General features: G+C 67.1%; 23 protein-coding genes and 1 pseudogene. 12 read left to right on the forward strand and 12 right to left on the reverse strand.

Features of this window, described 5'->3' with window-relative positions; genetic code table 11:
• The first annotated feature begins 6 nt into the window (after positions 1 to 6).
• Positions 7 to 786, forward strand: a complete 780-nt coding sequence (otsB, locus tag CA606_RS11600; protein ID WP_096050996.1) for a trehalose-phosphatase — start codon at positions 7 to 9, stop codon at positions 784 to 786.
• The gene (locus CA606_RS11605) at positions 783 to 2,270 is read left to right on the forward strand and encodes an alpha,alpha-trehalose-phosphate synthase (UDP-forming) (RefSeq protein WP_096050995.1); all 1,488 of its coding nucleotides are present in this window, start codon (positions 783 to 785) and stop codon (positions 2,268 to 2,270) included. Before otsB ends, CA606_RS11605 begins: the two co-directional genes overlap by 4 nt.
• A gap of 119 nt (positions 2,271 to 2,389) precedes the next feature.
• Here the strand turns inward: CA606_RS11605 and CA606_RS11610 are convergent, their stop codons facing one another.
• The gene (locus CA606_RS11610) at positions 2,390 to 2,752 is read right to left on the reverse strand and encodes a BlaI/MecI/CopY family transcriptional regulator (protein WP_096050994.1); all 363 of its coding nucleotides are present in this window, start codon (positions 2,750 to 2,752) and stop codon (positions 2,390 to 2,392) included.
• 228 nt (positions 2,753 to 2,980) lie between these two features.
• On the opposite strand from CA606_RS11610, the gene CA606_RS11615 reads away from it, so the two are divergent.
• From CA606_RS11615 to CA606_RS11625, 3 genes are all read left to right on the forward strand, one after another.
• On the forward strand, positions 2,981 to 3,799 hold the full coding sequence (locus tag CA606_RS11615; protein ID WP_096050993.1) for a 2-keto-4-pentenoate hydratase: 819 nt from the start codon (positions 2,981 to 2,983) through the stop codon (positions 3,797 to 3,799).
• Between the two features lie 46 nt (positions 3,800 to 3,845).
• Positions 3,846 to 5,120: an MFS transporter gene (locus CA606_RS11620; protein WP_096050992.1), complete on the forward strand. Its 1,275-nt coding sequence runs from the start codon at positions 3,846 to 3,848 to the stop codon at positions 5,118 to 5,120.
• Positions 5,121 to 5,241: 121 nt separating this feature from the next.
• Complete coding sequence (locus CA606_RS11625; protein WP_096050991.1) at positions 5,242 to 6,468, forward strand: PQQ-dependent sugar dehydrogenase; 1,227 nt, start codon at positions 5,242 to 5,244, stop codon at positions 6,466 to 6,468.
• A gap of 60 nt (positions 6,469 to 6,528) precedes the next feature.
• On the opposite strand, the gene arsH is transcribed toward CA606_RS11625, so the two are convergent.
• Positions 6,529 to 7,263: an arsenical resistance protein ArsH gene (gene arsH / locus CA606_RS11630; RefSeq protein ID WP_096053792.1), complete on the reverse strand. Its 735-nt coding sequence runs from the start codon at positions 7,261 to 7,263 to the stop codon at positions 6,529 to 6,531.
• A gap of 54 nt (positions 7,264 to 7,317) precedes the next feature.
• Here arsH and CA606_RS11635 point away from each other — a divergent pair, with 54 nt between their 5' ends.
• The 4 genes from CA606_RS11635 to CA606_RS11650 all read left to right on the forward strand — a co-directional run bounded on the left by CA606_RS11635 (position 7,318) and on the right by CA606_RS11650 (position 10,583).
• Positions 7,318 to 7,671 carry an ArsR/SmtB family transcription factor gene (locus CA606_RS11635; protein WP_096050990.1) on the forward strand — a complete coding sequence of 118 codons (354 nt, stop codon included), beginning with the start codon at positions 7,318 to 7,320 and terminating at the stop codon, positions 7,669 to 7,671.
• The gene (locus CA606_RS11640; RefSeq protein WP_096050989.1) at positions 7,668 to 8,342 is read left to right on the forward strand and encodes an MIP/aquaporin family protein; all 675 of its coding nucleotides are present in this window, start codon (positions 7,668 to 7,670) and stop codon (positions 8,340 to 8,342) included. Before CA606_RS11635 ends, CA606_RS11640 begins: the two co-directional genes overlap by 4 nt.
• Entirely contained in the window at positions 8,339 to 8,752 is a 414-nt protein-coding gene (gene arsC, locus CA606_RS11645; RefSeq protein ID WP_096050988.1) for an arsenate reductase (glutaredoxin), read from the forward strand. Before CA606_RS11640 ends, arsC begins: the two co-directional genes overlap by 4 nt.
• Before the next feature lie 271 nt (positions 8,753 to 9,023).
• The gene (locus CA606_RS11650) at positions 9,024 to 10,583 is read left to right on the forward strand and encodes a tryptophan halogenase family protein (RefSeq protein WP_096050987.1); all 1,560 of its coding nucleotides are present in this window, start codon (positions 9,024 to 9,026) and stop codon (positions 10,581 to 10,583) included.
• Positions 10,584 to 10,770: 187 nt separating this feature from the next.
• Here the strand turns inward: CA606_RS11650 and CA606_RS11655 are convergent, their stop codons facing one another.
• Together CA606_RS11655 and CA606_RS11660 are read right to left on the reverse strand one after the other, a co-directional pair.
• Positions 10,771 to 12,267, reverse strand: a complete 1,497-nt coding sequence (locus CA606_RS11655) for a serine hydrolase domain-containing protein (RefSeq protein ID WP_096050986.1) — start codon at positions 12,265 to 12,267, stop codon at positions 10,771 to 10,773.
• Between the two features lie 179 nt (positions 12,268 to 12,446).
• The gene (locus tag CA606_RS11660; RefSeq protein WP_096050985.1) at positions 12,447 to 13,811 is read right to left on the reverse strand and encodes a cation:proton antiporter; all 1,365 of its coding nucleotides are present in this window, start codon (positions 13,809 to 13,811) and stop codon (positions 12,447 to 12,449) included.
• A 210-nt stretch (positions 13,812 to 14,021) separates the two neighbouring features.
• On the opposite strand from CA606_RS11660, the gene CA606_RS11665 reads away from it, so the two are divergent.
• Together CA606_RS11665 and CA606_RS11670 are read left to right on the forward strand one after the other, a co-directional pair.
• Positions 14,022 to 14,246 carry a type II toxin-antitoxin system Phd/YefM family antitoxin gene (locus tag CA606_RS11665; RefSeq protein WP_096050984.1) on the forward strand — a complete coding sequence of 75 codons (225 nt, stop codon included), beginning with the start codon at positions 14,022 to 14,024 and terminating at the stop codon, positions 14,244 to 14,246.
• A complete protein-coding gene (locus tag CA606_RS11670; protein WP_096050983.1) occupies positions 14,246 to 14,746 on the forward strand; it encodes a PIN domain-containing protein in 501 nt (166 codons plus the stop codon). Before CA606_RS11665 ends, CA606_RS11670 begins: the two co-directional genes overlap by 1 nt.
• Here CA606_RS11670 and pip read toward each other — a convergent pair.
• Positions 14,743 to 15,828 (reverse strand): prolyl aminopeptidase, encoded by a 1,086-nt coding sequence (pip, locus tag CA606_RS11675; RefSeq protein WP_096050982.1) that lies wholly within the window; start codon positions 15,826 to 15,828, stop codon positions 14,743 to 14,745. The genes CA606_RS11670 and pip overlap by 4 nt on opposite strands.
• Before the next feature lie 210 nt (positions 15,829 to 16,038).
• On the opposite strand from pip, the gene CA606_RS11680 reads away from it, so the two are divergent.
• Positions 16,039 to 16,350 carry a DUF1244 domain-containing protein gene (locus tag CA606_RS11680; protein ID WP_096050981.1) on the forward strand — a complete coding sequence of 104 codons (312 nt, stop codon included), beginning with the start codon at positions 16,039 to 16,041 and terminating at the stop codon, positions 16,348 to 16,350.
• 960 nt (positions 16,351 to 17,310) lie between these two features.
• Here the strand turns inward: CA606_RS11680 and CA606_RS11685 are convergent.
• From CA606_RS11685 to uxaC, 7 genes and pseudogenes are all read right to left on the reverse strand, one after another.
• On the reverse strand, positions 17,311 to 18,417 hold the full coding sequence (locus CA606_RS11685) for a sugar kinase (RefSeq protein WP_096050980.1): 1,107 nt from the start codon (positions 18,415 to 18,417) through the stop codon (positions 17,311 to 17,313).
• Between the two features lie 6 nt (positions 18,418 to 18,423).
• Positions 18,424 to 19,098, reverse strand: a complete 675-nt coding sequence (locus CA606_RS11690) for a bifunctional 4-hydroxy-2-oxoglutarate aldolase/2-dehydro-3-deoxy-phosphogluconate aldolase (RefSeq protein WP_096050979.1) — start codon at positions 19,096 to 19,098, stop codon at positions 18,424 to 18,426.
• Positions 19,092 to 19,463, reverse strand: a pseudogene (locus CA606_RS11695) (hypothetical protein); the annotation flags it as partial. The pseudogene CA606_RS11695 and the gene CA606_RS11690, both read right to left, overlap by 7 nt.
• Positions 19,464 to 19,739: 276 nt before the next feature.
• Positions 19,740 to 22,469, reverse strand: a complete 2,730-nt coding sequence (gene ppc, locus CA606_RS11700) for a phosphoenolpyruvate carboxylase (protein WP_096050978.1) — start codon at positions 22,467 to 22,469, stop codon at positions 19,740 to 19,742.
• Positions 22,470 to 22,655: 186 nt separating this feature from the next.
• A complete protein-coding gene (gene kduD, locus CA606_RS11705; protein WP_096053791.1) occupies positions 22,656 to 23,423 on the reverse strand; it encodes a 2-dehydro-3-deoxy-D-gluconate 5-dehydrogenase KduD in 768 nt (255 codons plus the stop codon).
• A 156-nt stretch (positions 23,424 to 23,579) separates the two neighbouring features.
• Positions 23,580 to 24,422 (reverse strand): 5-dehydro-4-deoxy-D-glucuronate isomerase, encoded by an 843-nt coding sequence (gene kduI, locus CA606_RS11710; protein ID WP_096050977.1) that lies wholly within the window; start codon positions 24,420 to 24,422, stop codon positions 23,580 to 23,582.
• Between the two features lie 24 nt (positions 24,423 to 24,446).
• A complete protein-coding gene (gene uxaC, locus CA606_RS11715; RefSeq protein ID WP_096050976.1) occupies positions 24,447 to 25,910 on the reverse strand; it encodes a glucuronate isomerase in 1,464 nt (487 codons plus the stop codon).
• Positions 25,911 to 25,943 lie beyond the last annotated feature (33 nt).

A 25,943-nucleotide genomic window follows, 5' to 3' on the forward strand; every position in this document is an offset into this window, starting at 1 on the left:
CTGGCCATGACCGCTGCACAACCGGTCTTGCGGGCGGATTCTGTCGAGCTGCGCGCTCCGCCCCTGGACCTGCCCCGCCGCGTGGCGCTGTTTCTGGACCTGGACGGGACGCTCGCGCCGATCATGCCCCGCCCGGACGATGTCGGGCCCGATCCTGCGCGCGCGCGGCTACTGGCGCGCCTGCGCGAGACGCTGGAGGATCGCGTCGCTGTGGTCAGCGGCCGCTCGCTGCCCGACCTCGATAACATTCTGGATCGCGGCGTGCCCGCCATCGGCGCCGTCCATGGCCTTGTCCGCCGCTCGGCCGATGGCGCCGTCACAACCCTGGAGCCTCACGCCGGCCTGGAGGACGCGCGCCGCATCCTGGGCGAGCTGGCCCACTGCGACCGCGGCCTGCTGTTCGAGGACAAGGGTCTCAGTGTCGCCCTGCACTATCGAAACGCGCCCAGCGCCGCGGAGGCGGTGATCGAGGCCGCCGAGCGTCTGTCGCAGGCGACCGGCTTGATCCTGCAGCTCGGCGACATGGTGGCCGAACTGCGGACGCCCGGCGCCGACAAGGGCGCGGCCCTGACCGCCTTCCTGCGTGAGGCGCCGTTCTTGGGCGCGCTGCCGGTCTTCGTCGGCGACGACCTGACCGACGAGGACGGCTTCCTCGCCGCCGAACGCCTGGGCGGCTTTGGCGTACTGGTCGGCGAACCGCGCCCGACCACCGCGCGCTATCGCCTGGCCGACCCCCGGGACGTGGGCCGCTGGCTGCAAGCCTTGACCGCGCAGGTGGCCACTTGAGCCGCCTGATCGTCGTCTCCAACCGGGTGAATCCGCCCAATCCCGCCGAGGGCGAAAGCTCGACCGGGGGTCTGGCCATGGCGCTGGCGGCGGCGCTGCGCGAGTACTCCGGCATCTGGTTTGGCTGGAGCGGCAAGACCGTTCCGGAGTTCACGGGCCAGCTGAACATGCAGCGGATCGACGGGGTCACCGTCGCCACCGTCGATCTCGAGGAGACCGACTATCAGGAGTACTACAACGGCTACGCCAACAAGACCCTGTGGCCGCTATTCCACTATCGCGTGGATCTGACGGCCTATGACCGCTCGTTCGGCCAGGGCTATGACCGCGTCAACCGGCTGTTCGCGCAAACCCTGCTGCCGCTGATCGAACCCGACGACATTGTCTGGATCCACGACTACCACCTGATCCCCCTGGCCCGGGAGCTACGCCGGTTGGGCGTGGCCAACCGCATCGGCTTCTTCCTGCACATCCCCTGGCCGGCCCACCAGCTGTTCGTCACCCTGCCGCGCCACCGGCAGCTGGTGGAGGCCTTGTTCGACTACGACCTGATCGGTTTCCAGACCGAGGAGTCGCTACAGGCCTTCGAAGGCTATGTCTTCTCCGAGGTCGAGGGCGCCAAGACCGACCGGGGCGATCTCGTGGCGTTCGACAAGCGCTCACGCGCGGCCGCGTTCCCGATCGGCGTGGACGCGCAGGATTTCGCCCGGCTGGTCGAAGGCGACACGGCGCGCAGGGTCTATGACCGGATGATGGCCCACAGCGTCTTTCGCAAGATGGTGGTGGGCGTCGACCGGCTCGACTACTCCAAGGGCCTGGAGGAGCGGCTGGTCGGGTTCGAGCGCTTCTTGCACGACCATCCCGACCTGCGCCGCCAGGTGATGCTGCTGCAGATCGCCCCGATCTCTCGCGACGAGGTCGAGGCCTACCAAGACCTGCGCGGGCGGCTCGACGGCCTGATCGGCCGGATCAACGGCGCCTATGCCGAGATGGACTTCACCCCGATCCGCTGGGTCAACCGATCCTATCGCCGCGACGAGCTGGCCGGCGTCTACCGCGCCAGCAAGGCGGCGCTGGTGACGCCGCTGCGGGACGGCATGAATCTGGTCGCCAAGGAGTTCGTGGCCGCCCAGGATCCCGAAGACCCCGGCGTGCTGATCCTGTCGCGCTTCGCCGGCGCCGCCCGCCAGATGAAGGCGGCCTTGATCGTCAATCCCAACAGTCCCGAAGAGATCTCCGACGCCCTCGAGCGCGCCCTGTCAATGGACCTCGCCGAGCGTCAACGCCGGTGGCAATCCCTGTTCGAGAACGTCCAGCGCGAGGACGTCACCGCCTGGCGCGACAACTTTGTCTCGGCGTTGCGAGGTCAGGCGGCCACGGATGCGGAAGACGACGATCCCCTGGCGCCGACGCTTCAGAGCCTGGACGCCTTCGACAGGGCCCTCAACGCGCGCAATGGCGGGGCAAGAGAAGTCCGAGCCTAGAGCGTGACGCCGAAAGTTGGAACCGGTTTCGGCGCTCGTCACGCTCTAAGTATTTGATTTAGGCCTTGTTATCGCGTCGAAACGATTCCAGTTTGACGCGCAAGGCTCTAAGCCCCGTCCTACTCACCCATCTCGTCGATGAGCTTCTTGAGCTTGGCCACTTCGTCAGGCTTGAGCGGGCGGTGCTGGGCGAAGTGGCTGATCAGCGGCGCGAGCTGCCCCTCGAACAGCCGGTCCAGCAGTCCCTGGCTCTCGGCCTGGACATAGGCGCTGCGGTCGACCAGCGGGCGATAGCCGTGCTTGCCCTCGGCGCGCTCGGACTTGATCGCCTTCTTCTTCAGCAGGCGATTGATCAGCGTCTTGACGGTGGCCTCGCCCCAGCTCTGCGCAGCGCCGACCTCGGCCACCAGATCGTCGGCCGACAGCGGCGAGCGGCGCCAGAGCGCTTCCATGACATGGGCTTCAGCGGCGGTGATGTGCATAACGCTTACATCCGTAATTCAACGCGCGACGCTATACGCGCTATTACGGGTGTCAAGTCGCGACGACGGTGATGCTCCCCACCCGCGCAATGCTCGTGCCCTGAGCAGCCTTGGATTTCCATGCACGAGGGTGTTTCAGCCCCGATTGTCAATGACACCGGTTTCCATTAGAGACATCGCAAACCCCGAAAGCGGGGGACGTGCCGGATTCGAGGGAGGACTTGCGGCGTGACCGTTTCTGAGGCCGACAGCGAGATTTTCGCCCCCACGGCCATCGCCCCCCAATTCGTCAAGGCGCGCCAACAGGGCGTCAGCGTTCCTGGCTATCCCGGCGGCGTCATTCCGCCCAGCATGGCCGACGGCTATGCGGTTCAAGACATCGCGATCGACCTGTGGCCCGATGAGCTGGTCGGCTGGAAGGTCGGCCTCGTGCCGCCGCAGCACCGCGAGCGCCTGGGCGCCGAGCGTCTGGCCGGCTGCATCTTCAAGTCCAAGGTCCAACAGGCCGCGTCGGGCGAAGCCAACAGGTTCCGCGCCATCGAGGGCGGCTTCTGCGCGGTTGAGGCCGAGTTCATCATCCGCCTGGGCAAGGACGCCCCCGAAGGCAAGACCGACTGGACGATCGAGGAAGCCGCAGACTACGTCGGCGAACTCCTCGTCGGCGTCGAGATCGCCGGCAGCCCCCTGAAGACCATCAACGCGCTGGGCCCCACGGTCGTGGCGTCCGACTTCGGCAACAACGATGGTCAGATCATTGGTCAGGCCATTTCCAACTGGCGCGACATCGCCTGGGAGGATATGCCGGTCGAGACCTTCATTAACGGCAAGTCGGTCGGTACGGCGTCCGCCGCGACCATTCCCGGCTCGCCGCTCGCCGCCCTCGCCTTTCTGCTCGGAACCGTCGCCGCGCGCGGCAAGCCGCTGAAGAAGGGCCAGATCGTCACCACCGGCGCCACCACGGGCATTCATGACGTGGTCGCCGGCGATGTGGCCCACGTCAGTTTCGGCCCGTTCGGAACGGTGGACTGCGTGGCCGTCCCGGCCTGACGCCAATAATAATGCGACAAGAGTAACTGGGAAGGAAGCTAAGCTTATGGACGTGCCAAAGCCCCCAGAGCCCTCCGAGAAGATCGGGCGGTATCGCTGGATCATCGTCACCCTGCTATTCTTCGCGATGGTCATCAACTACGTCGATCGCCAGACGATCGGCTTTCTGAAGACCGACCTGTCCAAGGAATTTGGCTGGAGCGAGAGCGATTACGCCGACCTCGTCTTCTACTTCCAGCTCTCCTACGCCGTGGCTTACCTCGTCTGGGGTAAGATCATGGACAAGATCGGGGCCCGCTGGGGCTTCGGCATCGCCTTCCTGATCTGGCAAGTCGCGCATATCGCCCACGCCGGCGCGCGCGGTCTGACGGGCTTCATCTTCGCCCGCATGGCGCTGGGCGTCGGCGAGGCCGGCGGCTTCCCGGGCGGCATCAAGGCCGTCACCGAGTGGTTCCCCAAGAAGGAACGCGCCTTCGCCACCGGCATCTTCAACGCCGGCACCAATATCGGCGCCATCGTCACGCCGCTGGTCGTTCCGGCCATCGTGCTGACCTGGGGCTGGCAGATGGCCTTCATCGTCACCGGCGTCGCGGGCCTCATCTGGCTGCCCATCTGGCTGCTGGTCTATCGCAGCCCGCGCGAGACCAAGAGCCTGTCGGCCGCCGAACTGGCGCATATCGAGCAGGATCCGGCCGACCCGGTCGAGAAGATCGCCTGGACCAAGCTGCTGACCAAGCGCGAGACCTGGGCCTACGCCCTGGGCAAGTTCCTGATCGACCCGATCTGGTGGATGTTCCTGTTCTGGCTGCCCGACTTCCTGGGCAAGCGCTATGGCATGGACCTCAAGACCTTCGGCCCGCCGATCGTGGCCATCTATCTGCTGTCGGATGTCGGTAGCGTCGGCGGCGGTTGGCTGTCCTCGCGCCTGCTGAAGAACGGCGCCAGCATCAACAAGGCCCGCAAGCTGACCATGCTGGTCTGCGCCCTGCTGGCCGTGCCGGTGATGTTCGCCTCGTTCGCGGACTCGGTCTGGCTGGCCGTGCTGATCATCGGCGTCGCCACCGCCGCTCACCAAGGCTTCTCGGCCAACCTCTACACCCTGCCCTCGGACGTGTTCCCGCGCGGTGCGGTCGGCTCGGTCGTCGGTATCGGCGGCATGCTGGGCGCCGTCGGCGGCATGGTGTTCTCGAAGTACATCGGCGGCGTGCTGGAAAGCATCGGCACCTACACGCCGATCTTCATCGTGGCCGGCAGCGCCTATCTGATCGCCCTTCTGGTCGTCCATCTGCTTACGCCCAAGATGGAGCCGGTGAAGATCTAACCGCCGCGCTTCATGCAAAGACGATCTGGGCCGGGGAGCGATCCCCGGCCCTTTTCGTATCGACCCCGAGCTTGGGGACATCCGGGCTGGCGCGGCGCGAAAAGCGCTCTAAGTAGGAGTCATGCGCACACCCTTGCTCACCGCCTCCGCCGCCCTCGCCGCCGCCTTGGCCGCCTGTGGTCCCGCTCCCGCTCAGCCCGGTCAGGCCGGCGCGCCCGTCGAGAGCCGCGCGCCCAACTCGCCCGACCAGAAGCCCGCCTTCGCGAACCAGACCCGCGCGCCGGGCCTGGTCTCAGGCGTCAGCGGCCAGTACCAGACCCTGGCCAGCGGCCTTGACCATCCCTGGGGCATGACCTTCCTGCCGACCGGCGAGATCCTGCTGACCGAGCGCGCCGGCCGCCTGCGGGTGTTTGGCAAGGACGGCAAGCTCTCGCCCGCCGTGACCGGACTGCCGGCGATCTACGCCGAGGGCCAAGGCGGACTGCTCGGGGTCGCGCTCGATCCTGACTACGCCAAGAACGGCCTCGTCTACTGGGCCTACGCCGAGGAAGTCGACGGCGTGAACGGCACCGCCGTCGCGCGCGGCAAGCTGACCCTGGGCGCTGCGCCCAAGGTCGAGACTGTTCAGGTGATCTGGCGTCAGACGCCGAAGATGGCCAGCGCCCTGCACTTTGGCGGCCGCCTGGTGTTCGCCCCCGATGGCAAGCTCTTCATCACCACCGGCGAGCGTTCGCTTCCCGCCGGCCGCGTCCAGGCGCCGAACGCCGACGGAACCCTGGGCAAGGTGGTGCGGATCAACGCCGACGGCTCGATCCCCAGCGACAACCCGCTGGTCAACACCGCCGGCGCCAAGCCGGATATCTGGTCACTGGGCCATCGCAACATCCAGGCCGCCACCCTCGACGCCCAAGGCCGGCTGTGGACGGTCGAGCACGGCGCGCGCGGCGGCGACGAGTTGAACCGCCCAGAGCCGGGCAAGAACTACGGCTGGCCTCTGATCACCTATGGCGAGGAGTACTCGGGCAAGGCGATCAGCGACGGCGCCACCCAGAAGGACGGTCTGGAGCAGCCGGTCTACTACTGGGATCCGGTGATCGCCCCGTCCGGCATGAGCTTCTACAACGGAGCGCTGTTCCCGGCGCTCAAGGGCAGCCTGCTGGTCGGCTCGCTGCGCGAACAGCATGTCGCGCGCCTGGTGCTGAAGGACGACAAGGTGGTCGGCGAGGAGCGCCTGTTCACCGACATCGGCGGCCGCGTCCGCGACGTGGTCACCGGTCCCGACGGCGCGATCTACGTGCTGACCGACGAAGGCGACGGCAAGCTGATCAAGATCACGCCCAAGGGCTGATCGCTCAGACGGGGCCTGGGCGGCGACGCCCAGGCCCTTTCTCGTTGAGATTGGCGCCCGTCACTGGGGCGTGGTCTCGTGTTTCATGGCCTCGGCCGCCAGCGCGACATGCTCGGGGATGCGCCCGTGGGCCTTCCGCTCGCTGTAGCGATCGACCAGATAGTCGGCGCGGTCGCGCGTCAGCAGGGTGAACTTCACCAGCTCCTCCATCACGTCGACCACGCGGTCATAGTAGCTGGACGGCAGCATGCGGTCGTTGTCGTCGAACTCGCGGAAGGCCATCGCCACCGACGACTGGTTGGGGATGGTGATCATCCGCATCCAGCGGCCCAGGAGGCGCAGGGTGTTGACCGCGTTGAACGATTGGGACCCGCCGCTGACCTGCATCACCGCCAGGGTCTTGCCCTGGGTGGGGCGCACGCTGCCGATCTCCAGCGGTATCCAGTCGATCTGGGCCTTGATGATGCCGGTGATCGCGCCGTGTCGCTCGGGGCTGCACCAGACCTGCCCCTCGGACCATTGGCACAGCGCGCGTAGCTCCTGCACCTTGGGGTGATCGGGACCGGTGGCGTCGGGCAGCGGCAGATCGCGGGGATCGAAGATGCGCGTCTCGCAGCCCAAGGCTTGAAGAATCCGCGCGGCTTCCTCGACCAGCAGGCGGCTGAACGAGCGCTCGCGCAGCGACCCGTACAGCAGCAGGATGCGCGGCGGATGGGCGGCGCGGACATCAACCTCCAGGCGCGCCTCATCGATCTTGGCCAGGAACTTCGGATCGAGGGCGGGGAACTCGGACAACGGCGCCTCCAGCATGGTCATTGAACTGTCGAATAATTCGAGCATATTGGAAATATGGAATCGAAAGCCGCTGTCAACATGCTGTCCGCCCTGGGCCATGACGGGCGCCTGGCCATCTTCCGCCTGCTGGTGCAGGCCGGCCCCGCCGGCGTCGCCGCGGGCGAGATCGCCAGAGCGCTCAAGGTGCTGCCCAACAGCCTGTCGGCCAATCTCAACGTGCTGTCCCACGCCGGACTGATCGCCTCGCGCCGCGACGGCCGCTCGATCATCTACACGGCCGACTATGACGCCATGACCGGTCTGCTGGGGTTTCTGCTGGAAGACTGCTGCGCGGGCGCGCCGCAGATCTGCGCGCCGCTCAGCGCGATCGTCAGCGGCGGCATGGCCTGCGGGGCGGCCAAGGCGTGAGCCCGTTCGATACGCCGCGCCGCCTCGTCGCCGAAGCCCTGGGCACGGCCTTGCTGCTGGCTGTCGTGGTCGGCTCGGGGATCATGGGCGAGCGCCTGTCGGGCGGAAACGTCGCCATCGCCCTGCTGGGCAACACCCTGGCCACCGGGGCGGCCCTGGTCGTGTTGATCTGGGTGTTCGGCCCGATCTCCGGCGCGCACTTCAATCCGGCCGTCACCCTGGTGGCGGCGCTCCGCCGGGAGCTGCCCGTCACCCTGGCCCTGGCCTATCCGTTGGCCCAGATCCTGGGCGGAATCGTCGGCGTCTGTACGGCGCACGCCATGTTCGGCGAGCCGATCCTGCAGGTCTCGACCAAGCTCCGGCCCGGCGGCGACCAGGCCTTCGCCGAGGTCGTGGCGACCTTCGGTCTGCTGGCGACCATCCTGGGCGTCAGCCGCTTTCGGCCCGACAGCACGCCGATGGCGGTCGGACTTTACATCACCGCCGCCTACTGGTTCACCGCCTCGACCGCGTTCGCCAATCCGGCGGTCACGGTGGCGCGCAGCCTGTCGGACAGCTTCGCCGGCATCGCGCCGGCCAGCGCGCCGGCCTTCATTCTCGCCCAGCTTGTCGGCGCCCTCTCCGCAGCGGCGCTGTTTGGCTGGCTTCTCAAGACGGACACCTCTCGATGACCGACACCGCCTTCCCGATCACCATCTTCCACAACCCGGCCTGCGGCACCTCGCGCAACACCGTGGCCATGGTCCAGGCCGCCGGCTACACGCCCGTGGTCGTCGAATATCTGAAGGCCGGCTGGACCCGCGAGCAGCTGCAGGACCTCGCCGCCAAGTCCGGCGGGTCGCTGCGCGCCCTGATGCGGGAAAAGGGCACGCCGGCCGAGACCCTGGGCCTGCTGGCCGATGAGGTGTCGGACGAGCGCCTGCTGGACGCGATGGTCGAGCATCCGATCCTGGTGAACCGCCCGATCGTCGTCACGCCATTGGGCGTGAAACTGTGCCGCCCCTCCGAGCTGGTGCTGGACCTGCTGGACCGCAAGCCCGACCAGTTCAGCAAGGAAGACGGCGAAGTCGTCATCCCGTAAGGCGCGTGGGCTCTGCGGGCCCAACCACCACGCTGAATTCATCTTCTGCCGTCATCCCGGCCGGAAGACCGCAGAGCGGGCTGTAGCGCCGGGACCCAGGGGCCACCCCACTGCCGCTTGCCCCTGGGTCCCGGCTCTCCCCCCGGCTTTCGCCGGGGTACGGCCGGGATGACGAGAGGTTTTAGTCTTTGCGGTTTCGGGCCTCATCGTCCCGCAGTGGAAGCCCCCAAGACTTCCCTCCCCCGCCCCGAACTCTGCTATCACTGAGGCCATGCAGCGCAGGCGTAGCATTCTGATCGTGGGCGGCGGGACGGCCGGCTGGCTGACGGCGGCTTACCTAGCCAAGGCGCTGCGGGTGGCCGAACAGAGCCATCTTGAGATCACCCTGCTGGAGTCGCCCGACATCGGCATTGTCGGCGTCGGCGAGGCCACCTTCCCGACCATTCGTAACACCCTGCGCTTTCTCGGCATCGAGGAGGCGCATTTCATCCGCGAGACCTCGGCGACCTTCAAGCAGGGCATCCGCTTCGTTGACTGGGCCGAGGCGCCGCGCGACGGCCGTCGCCACAGCTATTTCCACCCGTTCGAGGCCCCCTTCGCCACCGAGGGCACCAGCCTGGCGCCCTATTGGCTGCTGCAGAGCGAACAAACCCGCGCCCCGTTCGCCGAGGCCGTGACCATCCAGGCGCGGGTGGCCGATGCGGCCCGCGCGCCCAAGCGTCCGCACGAAAGCGACTTCGCGGGGCCCTTGAACTACGCCTACCACTTCGACGCCGCCAAGCTGGCCCAGGTGCTGGCTGACCGCGCCCGCGCGCTGGGGGTTCGACACCTGCAAGGCGCGGTGTCGGAGGTGGCGCTGGACGAGTCCGGCGCGATCGCCCATGTCGCCTCGCCAGGCCATGGGGCCCTGAGCGCCGACCTCTTCATCGACTGCACCGGCTTCCGCGCCGAGCTGATCGGCAAGGCGCTGGGCTCGCCGTTCAAGTCCGCCAAGCCGGTCCTGTTCGCCGATCGCGCTGTGGCCTGCCGCGCGCCCTATGAGCGGCCCGACGCGCCGATCCAGAGCTACACCGTCGCCACCGCCCACGAAGCCGGCTGGATCTGGGACATCGCCCTGGCCGGTGGTCGCGGCGTGGGCTGCGTCTACGCCAGCGACTATATGGACGACGATCGCGCTGAAGCCGTCTTGCGCGACTATCTTGGCAAGGCGGCCGGCGAGATCGAAACCCGCAAGATCGCCTTCGACGCCGGCTATCGCGAGCAGCAGTGGATCAAGAACTGCGTCGCGGTGGGCCTGGCGGCCGGCTTCCTGGAGCCGCTGGAGTCGACCGGCGTCGTGCTGATCGAGGCCGCCGTGGCGATGATCGCCGAGCTCTTTCCGCACTCCGGCCCGGTTAGCGCGCCCGCCCGCCGGTTCAACGACCTGATGGCCGCGCGCTTCGACAACATCATCGTCTTCCTGAAGCTGCACTATGCGCTGAGCCGGCGCACCGAGCCGTTCTGGCGCGACAATGTCGATCCGGCCTCGATCCCCGAGCGGCTGACCGAACTGCTGGAGCAGTGGCGTCACCGCCCGCCGGCGCGGTTCGACTTCATCCTGGATCTCGAGACCTTCGCCTTCTTCAACTACCAGTACATTCTGTACGGCATGGGCTTTGAGACCGACCTGGCCGACGGCGCGGGCGAGTTCCCGGACGTGGCGGGCGCAGCCAAGCTGTTCGCCAAGATCCGCGGCTTCGCCGACCGCGCCACCCAGGACCTGCCCAGCCACCGCGACCTGATCACCCAGATCAACCGCTTCGGCTTCGACAAGGCGCTCGAGGGGGTCTGAGCCCCTGGCAGGGCGGGCTCAGGACGCGAAAGCGCAATGGCCAAACTCCTTTTGTCATCCCGGCCGGAAGCCCGCTTGCGGGCTGTAGCGCCGGGACCCAGGGGCGACCGCACTGCCGCTTGCCCCTGGGCCCCGGATAGCCTCTGCGAGGCTTCCGGGACGACAAATGAAGATGAGGTTGGCCGCCTTACACCCGCTCATAGGTCTGGCTGTCCAGCACCAGCGCGTCGGCGCCGATGAAGCGGAGGATCTGGCCGCTCATGGGGACCAGCTCCACCCGCACCGTCTCGGGTTCGGCGCCGGCTTCGGCCAGGGCCGTCATCGGGCCGGCGCGCACCAGCAGCCGGCCGTCGACCTCGGCGATCTCCAGGCGCCCCATAAGCCGATTGCGGTAGCTCCCGACATAGTGGCTGTTCGGCTGACCCAGCGACCAGGCGCGCCGCGCCCGGTCGGCGCGGCTGGCGGCCAGGCCGGCGCGACGCTTGTCGATCCGGATCTTCAGCGCGGTCAGTTCCCCGTTGTAGACCGCGTCCAGGTCGTCCCGTCCGGCCAGGCGGTCATAGACGTAGTTGGCCACGAGGTCCGTCACCTCCCCGGCCATGACGTCCTCGTTCGCCATCACCGCCACGCCGACCCCGCGCGCGGGCATGAAGGACACATGGGCCCGCGCCCCGGCGAAGTTGCCGAAATGATGGATCAGGCGCTGATCGCCATAGCGGCCCGTCTGCCAGCCCAGTCCATAGCCGTCGCGGACATAGGCGCCGAACTTGGCTTGCTGCTCGACGAGGGGCCGGTGCGTCGAGGCGACAAGGCCCTGGGGGAAAAGCCGCTTCCCCGCCAGCACGCCGTCGTTCAACTGGATCTCCAGCCAGCGCGCCATGTCACGGGCGGTGGAGACCAGCCCGCCGGCCGACTGCATGGTGGCGTTGATCTTCTGCAACGGGCTGGGCGCGATGCGACCGTCGGCGGCGGGCGTGTGCCCCACGGCGACCTGCATCCGCCGGCGCGCGCCGTCGATGCGCGCTGTGGTGCGCCGCATGCCGGCGGGCCGCAGCACCTCCTGGTCGACCAGGTCACGCCAGTCCAGGCCAAAGCGGTCCTGGATCAGCGTCGTGGCGAGGTTGTAGCCCGTGTTGGTATAGCGGAAGACCCCGTGCGGCGTGTCCTGGCTGCGGGTGGTGGCGTCCAGCAAGGCGCTCATGACCCTGGGCGTGTGCTCGCCTGTGAAGGCGGCGCGATACGCGATCGGCGGGTTCTCCAGGCCCGAGCGGTGACACAGAAGATCCGAAAGACTGACAGAAGCGGCCAGATCGGCGGGGAACGGGCTGTCACCGATCCAGCGGCTGAGCGGCGCATCCAACTCGAACGCCCCGCGCGCGGCCATGGCGGCGATCGCCAGCGCGGTGAAGGCCTTGGTCGAGGACGCGATGTAGAACGCCGTGTCGGCGTCCGCCGGGCGGCCTGTTTCCAGATCGGCGACACCGTAGCCGGCGGTCATCACCACCTCGGATCCACGCACCACGGCCAGCGAGAGGCCGGGAACGACCGACACCTCGGCCAGCGCCCGGCGGACAAAGGCGTCGATCGCCTGGGCGTCGTCCGCGCGTCGGGAGCGGCCTTGAGCGGGCGAGACAAACCAGGGCGCGGCGGCCAGAGCGGCGACAAGCGGGCGACGCGTGATCATACGACGGGTTCTCTGGATGAGGACCGCAGATCCGGCGACGCGGACAGATTGATACTGACGGGCATGAACGGGCCTCCCGTCTGCTAGAGGCCCTGACGACGGCTTTTGGAGGCGCGGCGTCGAAATATTCTGGACGTCGTGCGGCGGGACCCGCTCGAAGCGGGCCCCGCGCGCGGCCTCTAAACCCGCGCCGGGTCGGGAACCGCGTCCAGTTCCCCGCGCTCGCGGGCCTTCTTGCCGTAGACGATCTCGAACAGCGGGCTGGCCATCACCGTGGTGACAATCGCCATCAGCACCAGCATCGAGAACAGCGTCGGGCCGATGATGCCCTTCTGCAGGCCGATATTGATGATGATCAGCTCCATCAGGCCGCGCGAGTTCATCAGGGCGCCGATGCCCATGGCGGTGGCGTGGTCCTCGCCGGTCGCCCGGGCGGCGACATAGCAGGCGCCCCACTTGGCCAGGATCGAGACGGCCAGGATGCCCAGCGCGATCAGGAACAGCTCCAGCGAGTTAACGATGTCCATCCGGGTGTTCAGGCCCGAATAGGTGAAGAACATCGGCAGCAGCAGCACCACGGCCAGCGGCTCGACCTTCTTTTTCAGCTCTTCGGTCAGGCGGCCGCGCGGCATGACCACGCCCATGATGAAGCCGCCGAAGATGGCGTGGATGCCGACCGCGTCCATCAGGAAGGCCGAGACGCAGAAGGCCAGGATGACGAGGGCCAGAGCGTGCGTGCTCATCTCGCCCTCGCGCTCGACCATGCGGCCCAGCGGCGCCAGGATCTTGGGACCCAGGGTCAGCACGAACAGCACCCACAGCAAACCACCGCCGATAGCCAGCACCGCCACGCCCGGCCCGCCGCCGAAAGTGGCCAGCACCAAGGCCAGCACGCACCACGACACCGCGTCGTCGAACGCGCCGGCGGTCAGGGACAGGGTGCCCAGCGCGGTCTTCTGCAGGCCGCGTTCGTTGATGATCCGCGCCAGCATCGGGAAGGCGGTCAGGGCGATGCAGGCGCCCATGAACAGCGTCGCCGCGCCCGGCGTGATCGTCGGCGCGAACAGGCCCGGGACCTTCAGCAGGAACGGGGTGATGATCGCGGCGATGGCGAATGGCGCGGCGATGCCGGCGAACGAGACGCTCATCGCGCTCTTGGCCTTGGCCTTGAAGTGCCCCGCCTGGAAGGTGGTGCCGACCAGGAACATGTAGAGGCCCACGCCCAGCTGGGCGCCGACATAGAGGACGTTGCGCGTCTCCTTGGGGAACAGGGCCAGCTGGAAGTCGGGGAACAAAAGCCCCAGCAGCGACGGACCCAGGACCACGCCGGCGATCATCTCGCCCACCACCTGCGGCTGGGCCAGGAACTTCTTGCCAAGCCAGCCCACCACCCGGCAGGCCAGCAGGATCACCGCCAGTTGCAGGAAGAAATGGATGGAATAGTCGTTCGGCGCATAGCTCTGCGCGACCGCCTTGGTCGCCGGCCCGTGCGGCGCGAGGATATCGCCGATGGTGTGCAGCGTGTGCGCGATGATGTCTGACACGTCCCTTTAGCCCCCTAATGGATCGTCTTGGCTTTGCGCCTTGGACGCATGCCGAACAGAGAACGTGCGCGCGCGCAACCGGTCGAACGCATTTTTGACAGCCTTGTCAGTCGATTGTTTTTGCTGGTCTATCGTCTGTTGCCGGAAGGCCACTTTGTAGTAACGTACCTACAAGACAGCCTTGTCAGTCAGGGCGTAAAGGTCCGGGTCATGAAGGTCGTCACCAGCCGCGAATTCAACCAGGATGTCAGCCAGGCCAAGCGCGCGGCGCGAATCGAGCCGGTGTTCATCACCGACCGGGGACGGCCCACCCACGTCCTGATGAGCGTCGAGACCTATCGCCGCCTCTCGGGCCAGAGCGAGACGATCGTCGACCTGCTGGCCATGCCCGCCCTCCCCGCCGTCGACCTGGCGCCGGAGCGCTGGGACCGCTGATGCACCTGCTGGACACCGACGTCGTCTACGAACTGCGTAACGCCAAGGCCGGCGGGACCGACCCGGGCCTCGCCGCCTGGGCCGCCGGGGTGGCTCGAACCAACCTCTTTATCTCGGCCATCACGCTCATGGAGCTGGAGACCGCCGGCGTCCGCGCGGAACGCAGCGACAAGGCCCATGGCGCGGCCCTGCGCGCGTGGCTGACCGAACGCGTGTCCCCCGCCTTCGAGGGGCGCATCCTTTCGGTCGACGCCGCCGTGGCCCGCCGCCGGGCTCAGATCCCGCTGGCCAACGCTCGCGACGCCCTGCTTGCGGCCACGGCGCTGGAGCACGGCCTGACCCTGACCACGCGCGACACCGCCGTCTTCGCCAAGGTTCCGCGCCTGAAGCTGTTCAGTCCCTGGGGCTACAAGCCCGACACGCTGGACGACGAGGAGGACTGGGGTCAGGCCGCCAAGGCCGGCACGCAGTGGCTGCGGAACATCTTCGTGCGGGGTTAGAGCCTGGGCAGCCCGTCCATGATCGCCGTCAGCGCCAGCACCGTCTGGGCCTCCATGGCGCTGTGGCCGGCGTCGGTGATGACATAGGTCGCCGGCGGCGTCCCCGCCGCCTCCAGCGCCTGGACCAGCCGCGAGCCCTGGGTCAGCGGGCAGACCTGGTCGAAACGCCCATGCACGATATGGACCGGCACGCCCTTCAAGGCCGCCACGCCGTCGGTGATCTCGCCCTCTTTCAGGAACAGGTCGTGGGCGAAGAAGTGGGCCTCGATCTGGGCGAAGCTGAGCGCAAATTCGGCCTCGCCGAACTTGCCCGCGTCCTCTGCGGCCGGGATCATGTTCGAGATGGTGCCTTCCCACACCGACCAGGCCAGGGCCGCCCTCAGCTGCGCCGCGCGCTCGGCGTCGGTGGTCGGAACCATGTCGAAGATCGCCTTGTAGGCGGCCATCATGTCGCCGCGCTGCTCGGGCGCGATCACCTCGACAAAGGCCTTCCACTCGTCGGGATAGGTGATGTAGGCGCCCGGCGCGCTTAGGGCGTAGGGCTGGGTCTGATAGGTCTCGGCGTTGCCCTGATACATGTAGAGCAGGTCCTCCTTCCGCCCCAGGAAGATGCCGCGCAGGATCAGCGAGGCGACCTTGTCCGGATGACGGATGGCGTAGACCAGCGCCAGGGTGCTGCCCCAGCTGCCACCGAACACATGCATCTTGCCGCTGATCCCCAGCGCCTCGCGCAGGGCGTTGATGTCGGAGACCAGATGGTCGGTGGTGTTGTTGGCCAGGGCCTTATCCGGGCCATCGGCCGCCACGGTCGGGCGGCTCTTGCCGCAGCCACGCTGGTCGAACAGGATCACGCGATAGCGGTCCGGATCGAAGAAGCGCGACATCACCGGCGCGCAGGCCCCGCCGGGACCGCCGTGCAGAAACATCACCGGCTCGCCGTCGGCGCGGCCGTACTCCTCCCAATAGAGCTCATGGTCCGGCGCAGTGTCGACCCGCAGCCAGCCCGTGCGCAGCGGCGCGCCTTGCGGATAGCTCCACTCGGTGGTGACCTTGCTGGTGGTGCGGAGCTTGGAGAAATCCATGGTCGAATCCTGCCGAAGGGGGTTGGGCACTCTCGCGCTGAAAGATCGGAATCTCTAGGCTCGAAACCGACGCTTTTCCGTGTCATCCCGGCCGTAGCGCAGCGGAGCGCCGGGACCCAGGGGCCGGCGCACTGCAGTGGCTCCCGGGTCCCGGCTCTACAGCCCGCTTCGCGGTCTTTCGGCCGGGATGACACGACATTTGGAACGCCCATGACCCTCGACATCGAAGACCGCCTCGCCGCCGCCGCCTTCCGCCGCTTGGTCGAGCATCTGCAGATGCGCAGCGACGCCCAGAACATCGACCTGATGGGCCTGGCCGGCTTCTGCCGCAACTGCCTGGGCGACTGGGTCCACGAGGCCTCGGACGGCGCGATCAGCAAGGAAGCCGCCCGCGAAGCGGTCCACGGCATGCCCGCCGCCGAGTGGAAGGCCCAGCACCAGTCGCCCGCCACGCCGGAGCAGCTGGCGCGGATGGAAGCGAGCCTGGCGCTGAACGCCAAGCTGCGGGTCGAACGCTCGTAAGGGGACGAGGATTGAGTCCCTCTCTCTTAGAGAGAGGGAGGGGCCCGCGCCGCAAGGCGTGGGAGGGTGAGTGGTTACGGCTCTAGCCGAGAAACCCCACCTTTTCAGATCCTTGCCAGCCCCACCTTGTCCGGAAAGGGTGAAACCACTCACCCTCCCAAGCTTCGCTTGGGCCCCTCCCTCTCTCAAAGAGAGAGGGGATAGGTTGAGCGCTCCTGCGATTTCATCCCCGGCTCCAAAACCTGCCCTATCCTCTTCCCACCTCGAAGCACTGGGGAGGGCGCGCGGCCAGCGACCTTCGCGGCTTTGAGGGGCGGTCGAGCGGGCGCGCTCGTCGGTGCGGTGGAAGCTCCGCAACTGCATCCCTCCTACGGCGGTCGGCCCTGGAACACAAAAGCGACGGGGGATGCGGGCTGGCGACGCGACGGGCGGATCGAAAGATCCGCAGCCGGGACCAGGCTTCGCGGCCAGGCCCGCCCGTCGGAGGCTTCAAGGTCGGCGCGGTGCGAACAGCATCACGACGGCGCGCTTCTGGAAAACGATCGCGCGGGGCGTTGCGCTTCGTCGAAACGGTAATTCTTCAATGCACTCCGGGCGAAGTCCCGGCGCCCCGCTCCTTCCCCGCACCTCCGACGCGACGCGCCGGAGCGCTTCATGCTGGATTGAAAGGAACCCGATGGCGCGCCACCCCCGCCCTCAACAGCCTGACCCTGCCTGGCCGCCTGCCCGCAAGGCGCATTTGCGGCGCAAGGTGATCCAGAAAATGCGGAAGTTTCGCAACTCGACGGAACTCGCCCGCCTTGAGGCGAAGGACAAAGAAAAAGCCCCCGGTCTTTCGACCGAGGGCTTTTCAGATGTTGTCATCCCGGGCGAAGACCCGGGACCGCCGGAAACGCATGCGCCTGCCGTGGTCCCGGCTCGACGCGCAAGGCGCTTGGCCGGGATGACATTTTTCACGGACTAGCGGATGACCCGCGCGCCCTTGCCCTTCATCACGGCCTCGACCTCTTCCTTGCGCACCATCGAGGTGTCGCCCGGGGTGGTCATGGCCAGGGCGCCGTGAGCCGCGCCGTATTCGACGGCGGCCTGGGGGCCCTTGCCTTCCATGAAGCCGAACGCCAGGCCCGAGGCGAAGCCGTCGCCGCCGCCGACGCGGTCGTAGATCTCGAGGTTCTCACGCATCATCGACGCGTAGAACTCGCCGCCGGCGTACAGGATCGCCGACCAGTCGTTGACCGAGGCGGTCTTGGCGTTGCGCAGGGTGGTGGCGGCGACCTTGAAGTTCGGGAACTGCTTTACGGCGGTCTCGATCATCTTCTTGAAGTTGGCCGGGTCGATCGAGCTGATGTGCTCGTCCAGGCCTTCCACTTCGAAGCCGAGGCAGGCGGTGAAGTCTTCCTCGTTGCCGATCATCACATCGACGTACTGAGCGATGTGACGGTTGACCTTCTGAGCGCCTTCCTTGCCGCCCTGCGACTTCCACAGGCTGGCGCGGTAGTTCAGGTCGTAGGACACCACGGTGCCGTACTTGCGGGCCACTTCCACCGCTTCGATCACGGCTTCGGCGGTGTTGCTGGCCAGGGCGGCGAAGATGCCGCCGGTGTGGAACCAGCGCACGCCTTCTTCGCCGAACAGCTTTTCCCAGTTCACTTCACCGGGGCGGATCTGCGAGGCGGCCGAGTGACCCCGGTCGCTGCAGCCCAGGGCCGGACGAACGCCGAAGCCCTTCTCGGTGAAGTTCAGACCAACGCGCGTGTTACGGCCCAGGCCGTCGAAATCGCGCCAGATGATGTGGGAGGTGTCGACACCGCCCTGCATCATCAGATCCTCGACCAGCCAGCCCAGATCGTTCACCGGCAGGGCGGTGACGGCCGTCGAGCGCTTGCCCCAGCACTTCTTGAAAGCGCGGGCGACGTTGTATTCGCCGCCGCCTTCCCAGACCTGGAACTGACGGGCGTTGCGCACCCGGCCGAAGCCCGGGTCGAAACGCAGCATCACTTCGCCGAAGCTGGCGCAGTCCCACTTCGTCTCCGAAGCCGGGCGGATATTGAGGATATTGTCGGTCATTTGGTCTTAGGCCTTCCCACGAACCTTCTTGATCAGGTCTACCGTCTCGCGGACCTTCTTGGAGATGCCCGCGTAGTCCTTGGCGTCCAGCAGCTCTTGCGTGATCAGCTTGGAGCCCATGCCGGCGGCGACGATGCCCGCGCCGAACCACTTCTTCACCGAGGCCTCGTCCGGATCGACGCCGCCCGTCGGCATGATGCGGGTCCAGGGCATCGGGCCCAGCACCGCCTTGACGAAATCGGGACCGCCGACCGACGAACCCGGGAACACCTTGACGATCTCGCAGCCCAGCTCTTCGGCGTACGAGATTTCCGAGGCCGAACCGCAGCCCGGCGAGTACGGGATCTTGCGACGGTTGCAGACCTTGGCGACGTCGGCGTTCAGGATCGGGCCGACGACGAACTTGGCGCCGTTGGCGATGTAGATGCCGGCGGTCGGCGCATCGACGATCGAGCCCACGCCCATGATCACGCGCGGATCCGCCTCGGCGAAATAGCGGGTCACTTCATAGAAGACGTGGCTGGCGAAATCGCCGCGATTGGTGAACTCGATGCAGGGCGCGCCGCCGTCGGCGCAGGCCTGGATCACGCTCTTACAGACCTCGACGTCCGGGTGGTAGAACACCGGAATGACGCCCTGGTCCATCAGGGCGGTCAGCACCGCCATACGGTCTTTCACCATCTCAAACTCCTTCCCGAAGGATCGTTCTTGCGCGAAGGGCCGCATGGGCCGCCGCGCGAGCAATATTTCGCCGGAATTGGCTCAGGGCGTTCCCTTAGACCGCGTCGCGCTCGCGCGCCACACCGGGCTTGCCGCAACGTCAAACTAAGGGATGCGACCACGCTGAAATCGGCTTTGGCAGCCGGCCTCGCGCGAAAGCTTTCCGATGGACGCTTCCTTCCCCAGACCTTTTCCGTCGGCCCGCCGCCCTCGCCGCCCGATACAAAATTGAGGCGTCGGACTCCGCCGACGCCCCGAAAGTTTGCGCAGGAGCGAGCTCAAAGAGCCGCAAACGAAACGGACGACCACGACGCCGAACCGAAACGTTATGACACCGGTTACCAAAACAGCAGCGCCATCTTTGCCACCGGTGTCATCGGGAGATAATCAGAAACCGCAAAGGAGCGCAAGCACTAGGAACTCATGATATCCGTAATCGATAAGCCATTGGATTCGAACGGCTTACTCTCCTCTCCCCTTGCGGGAGAGGGTGACCCACGCAGTGGGTCGGATGAGGGGTCGCGCAGGCAAGGCCGAGAAACCCCTCATCCGGCCCTTCGGGCCACCTTCTCCCACAAGGGGAGAAGACGTGTCCGTGAGGCTCAACCCGTATTGCGCAGCCCCGCCGCGATCCCGGCAACGGTCAACTGGATGGCCAGACGCAGCTCTTCGTCGCTGTCCCCCGCTCGGCGGCGCGACAGAAGCTCCAATTGCAGGTGGTTCAGCGGGTCGACCGAGCGGCTGGCCAGAGAGACCGACTCGGCGAGATCGGGCTGATTGTCCAGCAGGGCCGTTCCCCCCCGGATCGCCAAGGCCAGACCCGTCGCGGCCTCGTGCTCACGCCGGATCGTCGCGAAGATCCGCTGGGCGTCGGCCTTGTCGGGCGACAGCGCCACATAGCGGGCGGCGATGCCCATCTGGCTCTGGGCCAGGGCCAGCTCCATATTCGACAGCAGGGAGGCGAAGAAGTCGAAGCCGCCCGCCAGATCGCGGAGCTGCTCGACGGATAGACCGGCCCGCTCGACACCTGAGGCGAAGCCGTACCAGCCCGGCAGCATGAACCGCGCCTGCGACCAGCTGAACACCCACGGGATGGCCCGCAGGTCCTCGATCTTGCGGCTGGCGGTCCGGCTGGCGGGACGACTGCCGATATTGAGGCCGACGATCTCGCTGATCGGCGTGACCGACCAGAAGAAGTCCTCGAAGGCGGCGTCGTCATAGACCAGCGCCCGATAGCCGTGGAACGAGGCCTCGGCCAGGGCGGTCATGGCGTCCTCGACCTTAGGGTCGCGCTTGGGGATCGGGCGCTCGCTGGCCATCAGCACGGCAGCGGCCAGGCCGTCGAGATTGCGGCGCGCGGTGGGCTGGTCGCCAAAGCGGCGGGCGATCATCTCGCCCTGCTCGGTCATGCGGATGCGGCCCTGCACCGTGCCGGCTGGCTGGGCCAACACTGCCTCGGCGGCAGGTCCCCCGCCCCGCCCGACGCTGCCGCCGCGGCCGTGGAACAACTGCAAACCGACGCCCATCCGGTCGGCCTCGTGGGCCAGGGCCGAAGCGCCCGTCGCCACGCCGCGCCGGCTGGCGACATAGCCGCCGTCCTTATTGCTGTCGGAGTAGCCGAGCATGATCTCCTGCACCGGCCGGTCGCCCAGGATCGTGCGGCTGAGCGGCAGCTGCAGCCACTGGCGCAGCACGGCCGGACCATTTTCGAGGTCGCCGATGGTCTCGAACAACGGCGCAACCTTGACCGAGGCGCGCGGCGCGGCCCCGCCCCAGACCAGGCCCACCTGCTTGAGCAGAACGAGCGGCTCGAGCATGTCCGACAAGGTCGCCGACTTCGAGATGATGTAGGCGCCAAGGCAGCCATGACCGTAGTCGCGCACCGCCTGGGCGGCCGCCTCCATGGTCGCCAGCTCCTTGCTCGTCTCCTCGCCATAGGCGGTGAACGGCGAGACCAGCGGACGCTGGTGCGACAGCTCGTCGATCAGCACCTTGCAGCGGGCGTCTTCGTCGAGCTTCAGATACTCAACGCCTGTGCCGGCGCGGCGGAACAGCTCGTCCAGCGTGCGCTCATGGACATCGGCGTTCTGGCGCAGGTCCAGGCTCATCAGATGGAAGCCGCAAGCCTTGGCCACCTCGACCAGGGTGCGTAGCGCCGAGCCCACCAGGCGCTCGCCGCCATTGCGCGCCAGGCTGTCGATGATCACCGACAGGTCGGCGACGAAGGCGTCCGGATGCGCGTACGGCTCGACGCTGGTCACGCCCGACGCAAAGGCCACCGGAGCGCCGGTCAGCTTCTGCGAGACGGCGGTCAGGCGGTCGAAGATCAGCTCTAGCGCCAGGCGATAGGGCTCGTCGATCCGGTGGACCGAAGGGTCTTGGGCCTGGGCGGCCAGGGCCAGCAGCTGCTCGGAGACCGGCGTATAGGCGGTCGAGACCGCCAGATTGGACCACAGCTTGCGCACCTCGCCAGCGTACCAGTCGAGGATCACGCGGGACTGCGAGCTCAACGCCAACTTCAGCGTCTGGCCGTTGACGCCGGGATGGCCGTCGCGGTCGCCGCCCAGCCACGAGCCCATCTTCAGCAGCGGCGCCAATTGGCCGTGCTGGCCGATCTTGCCGGTCCAGTCGCCGTAGAGGTCGATGATCGCCGGCAGGATCGAGGTGCGGACGATCGACAGCGCGTTACGGATCTCGTCCTTCACGGTGATCCGCTCGGGACGATAGAGACGGGTGCGCCACATCAGGGCGATCTCGCGGAACAGGCTCTCGCGGATCTCGGCCTCGAGAGCCGGCGGCAGGTGGTGGCGACGCAGCGCCATCAGGCGCGAGATCTCAGTCTCGCGATCGACCATGCTGCGGCGGCGAACTTCGGTGGGGTGGGCCGTCAGCACCGGCACGACGTTCATCGCCGCGAAGACCTTGGCCAGTTCGGCGTCGGACTTGCCGGCGGCCTTCAGCGCCTTCACCGCGTCGATCAGGGTGCGAGGGCGCTCGTCGCCCGGCTGGGCGTCGGCCTCGGCGTGGCGACGGCGGCCGGCGACGTCCTCGCCGATATTGGCCAGCAGCGAGTGGCTGGCGAAGGCGCGGGACAGGAACACCGCCTGCTCGGTCGTCAGGTCTGCGAACAGGTGATCCAGAAGCGGCGTGTCGCCATTGGCCACGTCCTCCCGCGACGCGGCCTTGCGCGCCTTGGCCACCAGCTCGGCCTTCTCCTCGCCCTCCAGAAAGGTGATCGCCTCGATCAGCAGATCGCTGAGCAGATTGGCGTTCTGGCGGACGTGGCGGCTGGTCGGACGGTCGACGTCGATCGACAGGGCCGGGTTGCGCATGCGCGGACTCCAAGGACCGCGCGACCGGCGGTCCCGAACAGGAATGGATCAAGAAGACGCGCTATCGCACCAGGGCGACACCCGGCGCTTGACGTCGCGGCGCCCTCTAGCGCGCTTCACCGGGCGGGAAAAGCCGCCCGGCACGATGGTTGCGCTACCATCGTATTTTTGCGCGTTTTTATTTCGCTAGCGGGCCAACCAACCGCCATCCACGGGCAGAGTAATGCCCTGGACGTAGTCGGCTGCGGACGAGGCCAGGAACACTGCTGCGCCCCCGATATCCTCCGGACGGCCCCAACGACCGGCCGGAATGCGCGCCAGGATGGCGGCGTTGCGGTCCTGGTCGGCGCGCAGGGCCTCGGTGTTATTGGTGTCGAAATAGCCCGGCGCGATGGCGTTGACGTTGATCCCCTTGGTCGCCCACTCGTTGGCGAGGATCTTGGTCAGGCCCGCCAGGCCCGACTTGGAGGCCGTATAGGACGGCACGCGGATGCCGCCCTGGAACGAGAGCAGCGAGGCGATGTTGATCACCTTGGCCTGACCGCCCTCGAAGCCCTGCTTCAGGGCCTGCTTGGCGAAGGCCTGGGTCAGGAAGAAGACCACCTTCAGATTGGTGTCCATCACCGCGTCCCAGTCGGCTTCGCTGAACTCGATCGAGTCCGCGCGGCGGATGATGCCGGCGTTATTGACCAGGATGTCGACCTTGCCGAACGCGGCGACGGTCTCGTCGACCACGCGCTGGACGGGCTCGATCGAGCCGAAGTCGGCCTTGATCGACAGGAACTTGCGGCCCAGGGCCTCGACGGCGGCTTGGGTTTCTGTCGGTTCGCTGCGGCCCGCAGCGGCGATGTCCGCGCCGGCGGCGGCCAGGGCGATGGCGATCCCCTGCCCGATCCCGGTGTTGGCGCCCGTGACGAGCGCGACCTTGCCTTCGAGGCTGAACGGATTGGCCATGGTGCTGATTTCCTGATCCAAAATTCGTGTCATCCCGGAAGCCTCGCAGAGGCTATCCGGGACCCAGGGGCCACCGCTCAGCGCGCGGCCCTGGGTCCCGGGTCTTCGCTCCGCTTCGCCCGGGATGACAAGCGAAGCGCGCGTGGGCTTTCGCCCCTACTTCAGCTGGCAGATGTCCAGCACGTTCATGTCGGTGTAGTCGAGGTTTTCGCCGCCCATCGCCCAGATGAAGGTGTAGTTGGCGGTGCCCGAGCCCATGTGGATCGACCACGGCGGGCTCATCACGGCTTCCTCGTTGGCGATCACGATGTGACGCATCTCGTCCGGCTCGCCCATGTAGTGGAAGACCCGGTCGTTCTCACCCAGACCGAAGTAGAAATAGGCTTCCGAACGGCGGTCGTGCAGGTGGGGCGGCATGGTGTTCCAGACGCTGCCCGGCTTCAGCACGGTCATGCCCAGCAGCAGCTGAGCCGACTTGCAGGTGGTCGGCACGATGTACTGGTAGATGGTGCGCTCGTTGGAGGTCTCCAGCGCGCCGCGCTCCAGGGCGACGGCGTCGGCGAAGGCCAGCTTCTTGGTCTCAAACGCGGCGTGGGCCGGCAGGCTGACCAGGTAGAAGCGCGCGGCTTCGCCGTTCAGGCCTTCGAAGGTCACGTCCTTGGCGCCCATGGTCACGTACAGGCCGTCACGCGGAACGATCTCGTAGGCGACGCCGTCGACGGTGATCTTGCCGGTGGTCTCGCCGACATTGATCACGCCCAGCTCGCGGCGCTCCAGGAACGGGTGGCCGGCGGCCGAGGCGGGCTCGGTCTGGTCGGGCAGCTTGACGGCCGAGGTGGCCACGACGCCGCCGACGACGAAGCGCTCGGCGTGATTGTAGGTCAGGACGATCTGGCCGTCCTGAAACAGGCCCTGCATCAGGTAACGGTCGCGCAGGTCGTCATTGCTGACCGCGAACATCATGTCCGGATGGGTGGCGTGATAGGTCTTGGCGAACATGGGGAGGTCTCCGGAAAGGGTGTTCTATTCGGCGGCGGCGCGCAGCGTCGTGGGGCGAGCCCAATCCGGACGCTGGTCCAACTTGTAGGCCTTCTTGGGCAGGTTGTAGGTCAGGTCGACGATCAGCTCTTCGGCCTCGACCAGATCCATCCGATGCTCGGCGACCATGCGGGCGAGGAACGCGCTGTCGACGCGGCGGGCCACGTCGTGGCGGGCCGGGATCGACAGGAAGGCGCGGGTGTCGTCGTTGAAGCCGACGGTGTTGTAGAAGCCGGCGGTCTCGGTGACCTGCTCGCGGAAGCGCATCATGCCTTCCGGGCTGTCGTGGAACCACCAGGACGGGCCCAGCTTAAGCACCGGATAGTGGCCGGCCAGCGGGGCCAGCTCGCGGCTGTAGGTCGTCTCGTCCAGCGTGAACAGGATGATCGACAGGCGCGGATCATTGCCCAGACGGGTCAAGAGCGGCTTGAGCGCATCCACATACTCGGTGCGCATCGGGATGTCGGCGCCCTTGTCGCGACCGTGCGAGTTCAACAGGCCGACATTATGGTTGCGGTGCGAGCCGGGGTGGATCTGCATGACCAGCCCGTCGTCGAGGCTCATCTTGGCCATTTCGGTCAGCATCTGAGCGCGGAAGAGTTCGGCCTTCTCCGGGGTGACATCCCCCTTCACCAGGCTGTTGAACAGCGCCTCGGCCTCGACGTCCGAAAGATCAGCGGTCGCCGCGGTCGGATGGCCGTGGTCGGAAGAGGTGGCGCCGGCGTCGATGAAAGCCTGGCGGCGCAGGCGATGCGCTTCCAGATAGCGCTTCCAGCTATAGACGTCCTGGCCCGAGGTTTCGGCGAAACGCTCGAACGCCCGAGGACCACGCTCATCTTCAAAGTCGATGACCGCATCGGGACGATAGGCGGTGATCACATGCCCGCCCCAGCCGCTTTCGCGGATGGCGGCGTGATGATGCAGGCTCTCGTGCGGACCTTCAGTGGTGGCGAGCGTCTCGATATTGAACCGGTCGAACAACGCGCGAGGACGGAAGGCGTCAGTGGCGAGCGCGGCGTTGATGCGGTCGAAATAGTCGTCGGCGTTCGAGGCTTCGAGGAACTCGGTGAAGCCGAACACCTTGGCGAACACGTGGTTCAGCCACACCCACGACGGCGTGCCGCGGAACAGGTGGAAATTCGACGCCAAGACGCGCCAGGCCTCGCGAGGGTCGGTGTCGGGAACGCCGGCCTTCGAGCGCACCTTCAACGCATCCAGGCCGATCCCCTGGCTGTAGAGCATGCGAAACAGGTAGTGGTCGGGGGCCAGCAGAAGGTCCGTGGCGTCCTGGAAAGGCGCGTTGGTGGCGAACCAGGACGGATCGGTGTGGCCGTGCGGGCTGATGATCGGCAGATCCTTGACCAGCGCATAGAGGCCGCGCGCGTAGGACCGCGTCGTCGGATCGGACGGGAAAAGACGATCCTCGTGAAAATTCAGAGGCCTGGCCATGGATTCGCGTCTGCTCCCTCAATCGATGGCGGT

The organism is Caulobacter vibrioides, assembly GCF_002310375.3.
GTDB classification, from domain to species: domain Bacteria; phylum Pseudomonadota; class Alphaproteobacteria; order Caulobacterales; family Caulobacteraceae; genus Caulobacter; species Caulobacter vibrioides_D.

Excerpts from the sequence above, each read along its gene's own strand:
- ppc (WP_096050978.1), bottom strand. The coding sequence starts at position 22,469 with ATGCGCAACCCGGCCCTGTCGATCGACGTCGACCGTCCGACCAGCCGC.
- CA606_RS11650 (WP_096050987.1), top strand. The coding sequence starts at position 9,024 with ATGCAGCGCAGGCGTAGCATTCTGATCGTGGGCGGCGGGACGGCCGGC.
- CA606_RS11665 (WP_096050984.1), top strand. The coding sequence starts at position 14,022 with ATGAAGGTCGTCACCAGCCGCGAATTCAACCAGGATGTCAGCCAGGCC.
- pip (WP_096050982.1), bottom strand. The coding sequence starts at position 15,828 with ATGGATTTCTCCAAGCTCCGCACCACCAGCAAGGTCACCACCGAGTGG.
- kduI (WP_096050977.1), bottom strand. The coding sequence starts at position 24,422 with ATGTTCGCCAAGACCTATCACGCCACCCATCCGGACATGATGTTCGCG.
- CA606_RS11655 (WP_096050986.1), bottom strand. The coding sequence starts at position 12,267 with ATGATCACGCGTCGCCCGCTTGTCGCCGCTCTGGCCGCCGCGCCCTGG.
- uxaC (WP_096050976.1), bottom strand. The coding sequence starts at position 25,910 with ATGGCCAGGCCTCTGAATTTTCACGAGGATCGTCTTTTCCCGTCCGAT.
- CA606_RS11690 (WP_096050979.1), bottom strand. The coding sequence starts at position 19,098 with ATGGTGAAAGACCGTATGGCGGTGCTGACCGCCCTGATGGACCAGGGC.
- CA606_RS11610 (WP_096050994.1), bottom strand. The coding sequence starts at position 2,752 with ATGCACATCACCGCCGCTGAAGCCCATGTCATGGAAGCGCTCTGGCGC.
- CA606_RS11625 (WP_096050991.1), top strand. The coding sequence starts at position 5,242 with ATGCGCACACCCTTGCTCACCGCCTCCGCCGCCCTCGCCGCCGCCTTG.
- CA606_RS11635 (WP_096050990.1), top strand. The coding sequence starts at position 7,318 with ATGGAATCGAAAGCCGCTGTCAACATGCTGTCCGCCCTGGGCCATGAC.
- CA606_RS11670 (WP_096050983.1), top strand. The coding sequence starts at position 14,246 with ATGCACCTGCTGGACACCGACGTCGTCTACGAACTGCGTAACGCCAAG.
- CA606_RS11680 (WP_096050981.1), top strand. The coding sequence starts at position 16,039 with ATGACCCTCGACATCGAAGACCGCCTCGCCGCCGCCGCCTTCCGCCGC.
- kduD (WP_096053791.1), bottom strand. The coding sequence starts at position 23,423 with ATGGCCAATCCGTTCAGCCTCGAAGGCAAGGTCGCGCTCGTCACGGGC.
- CA606_RS11620 (WP_096050992.1), top strand. The coding sequence starts at position 3,846 with ATGGACGTGCCAAAGCCCCCAGAGCCCTCCGAGAAGATCGGGCGGTAT.
- CA606_RS11685 (WP_096050980.1), bottom strand. The coding sequence starts at position 18,417 with ATGACCGACAATATCCTCAATATCCGCCCGGCTTCGGAGACGAAGTGG.
- otsB (WP_096050996.1), top strand. The coding sequence starts at position 7 with ATGACCGCTGCACAACCGGTCTTGCGGGCGGATTCTGTCGAGCTGCGC.
- arsC (WP_096050988.1), top strand. The coding sequence starts at position 8,339 with ATGACCGACACCGCCTTCCCGATCACCATCTTCCACAACCCGGCCTGC.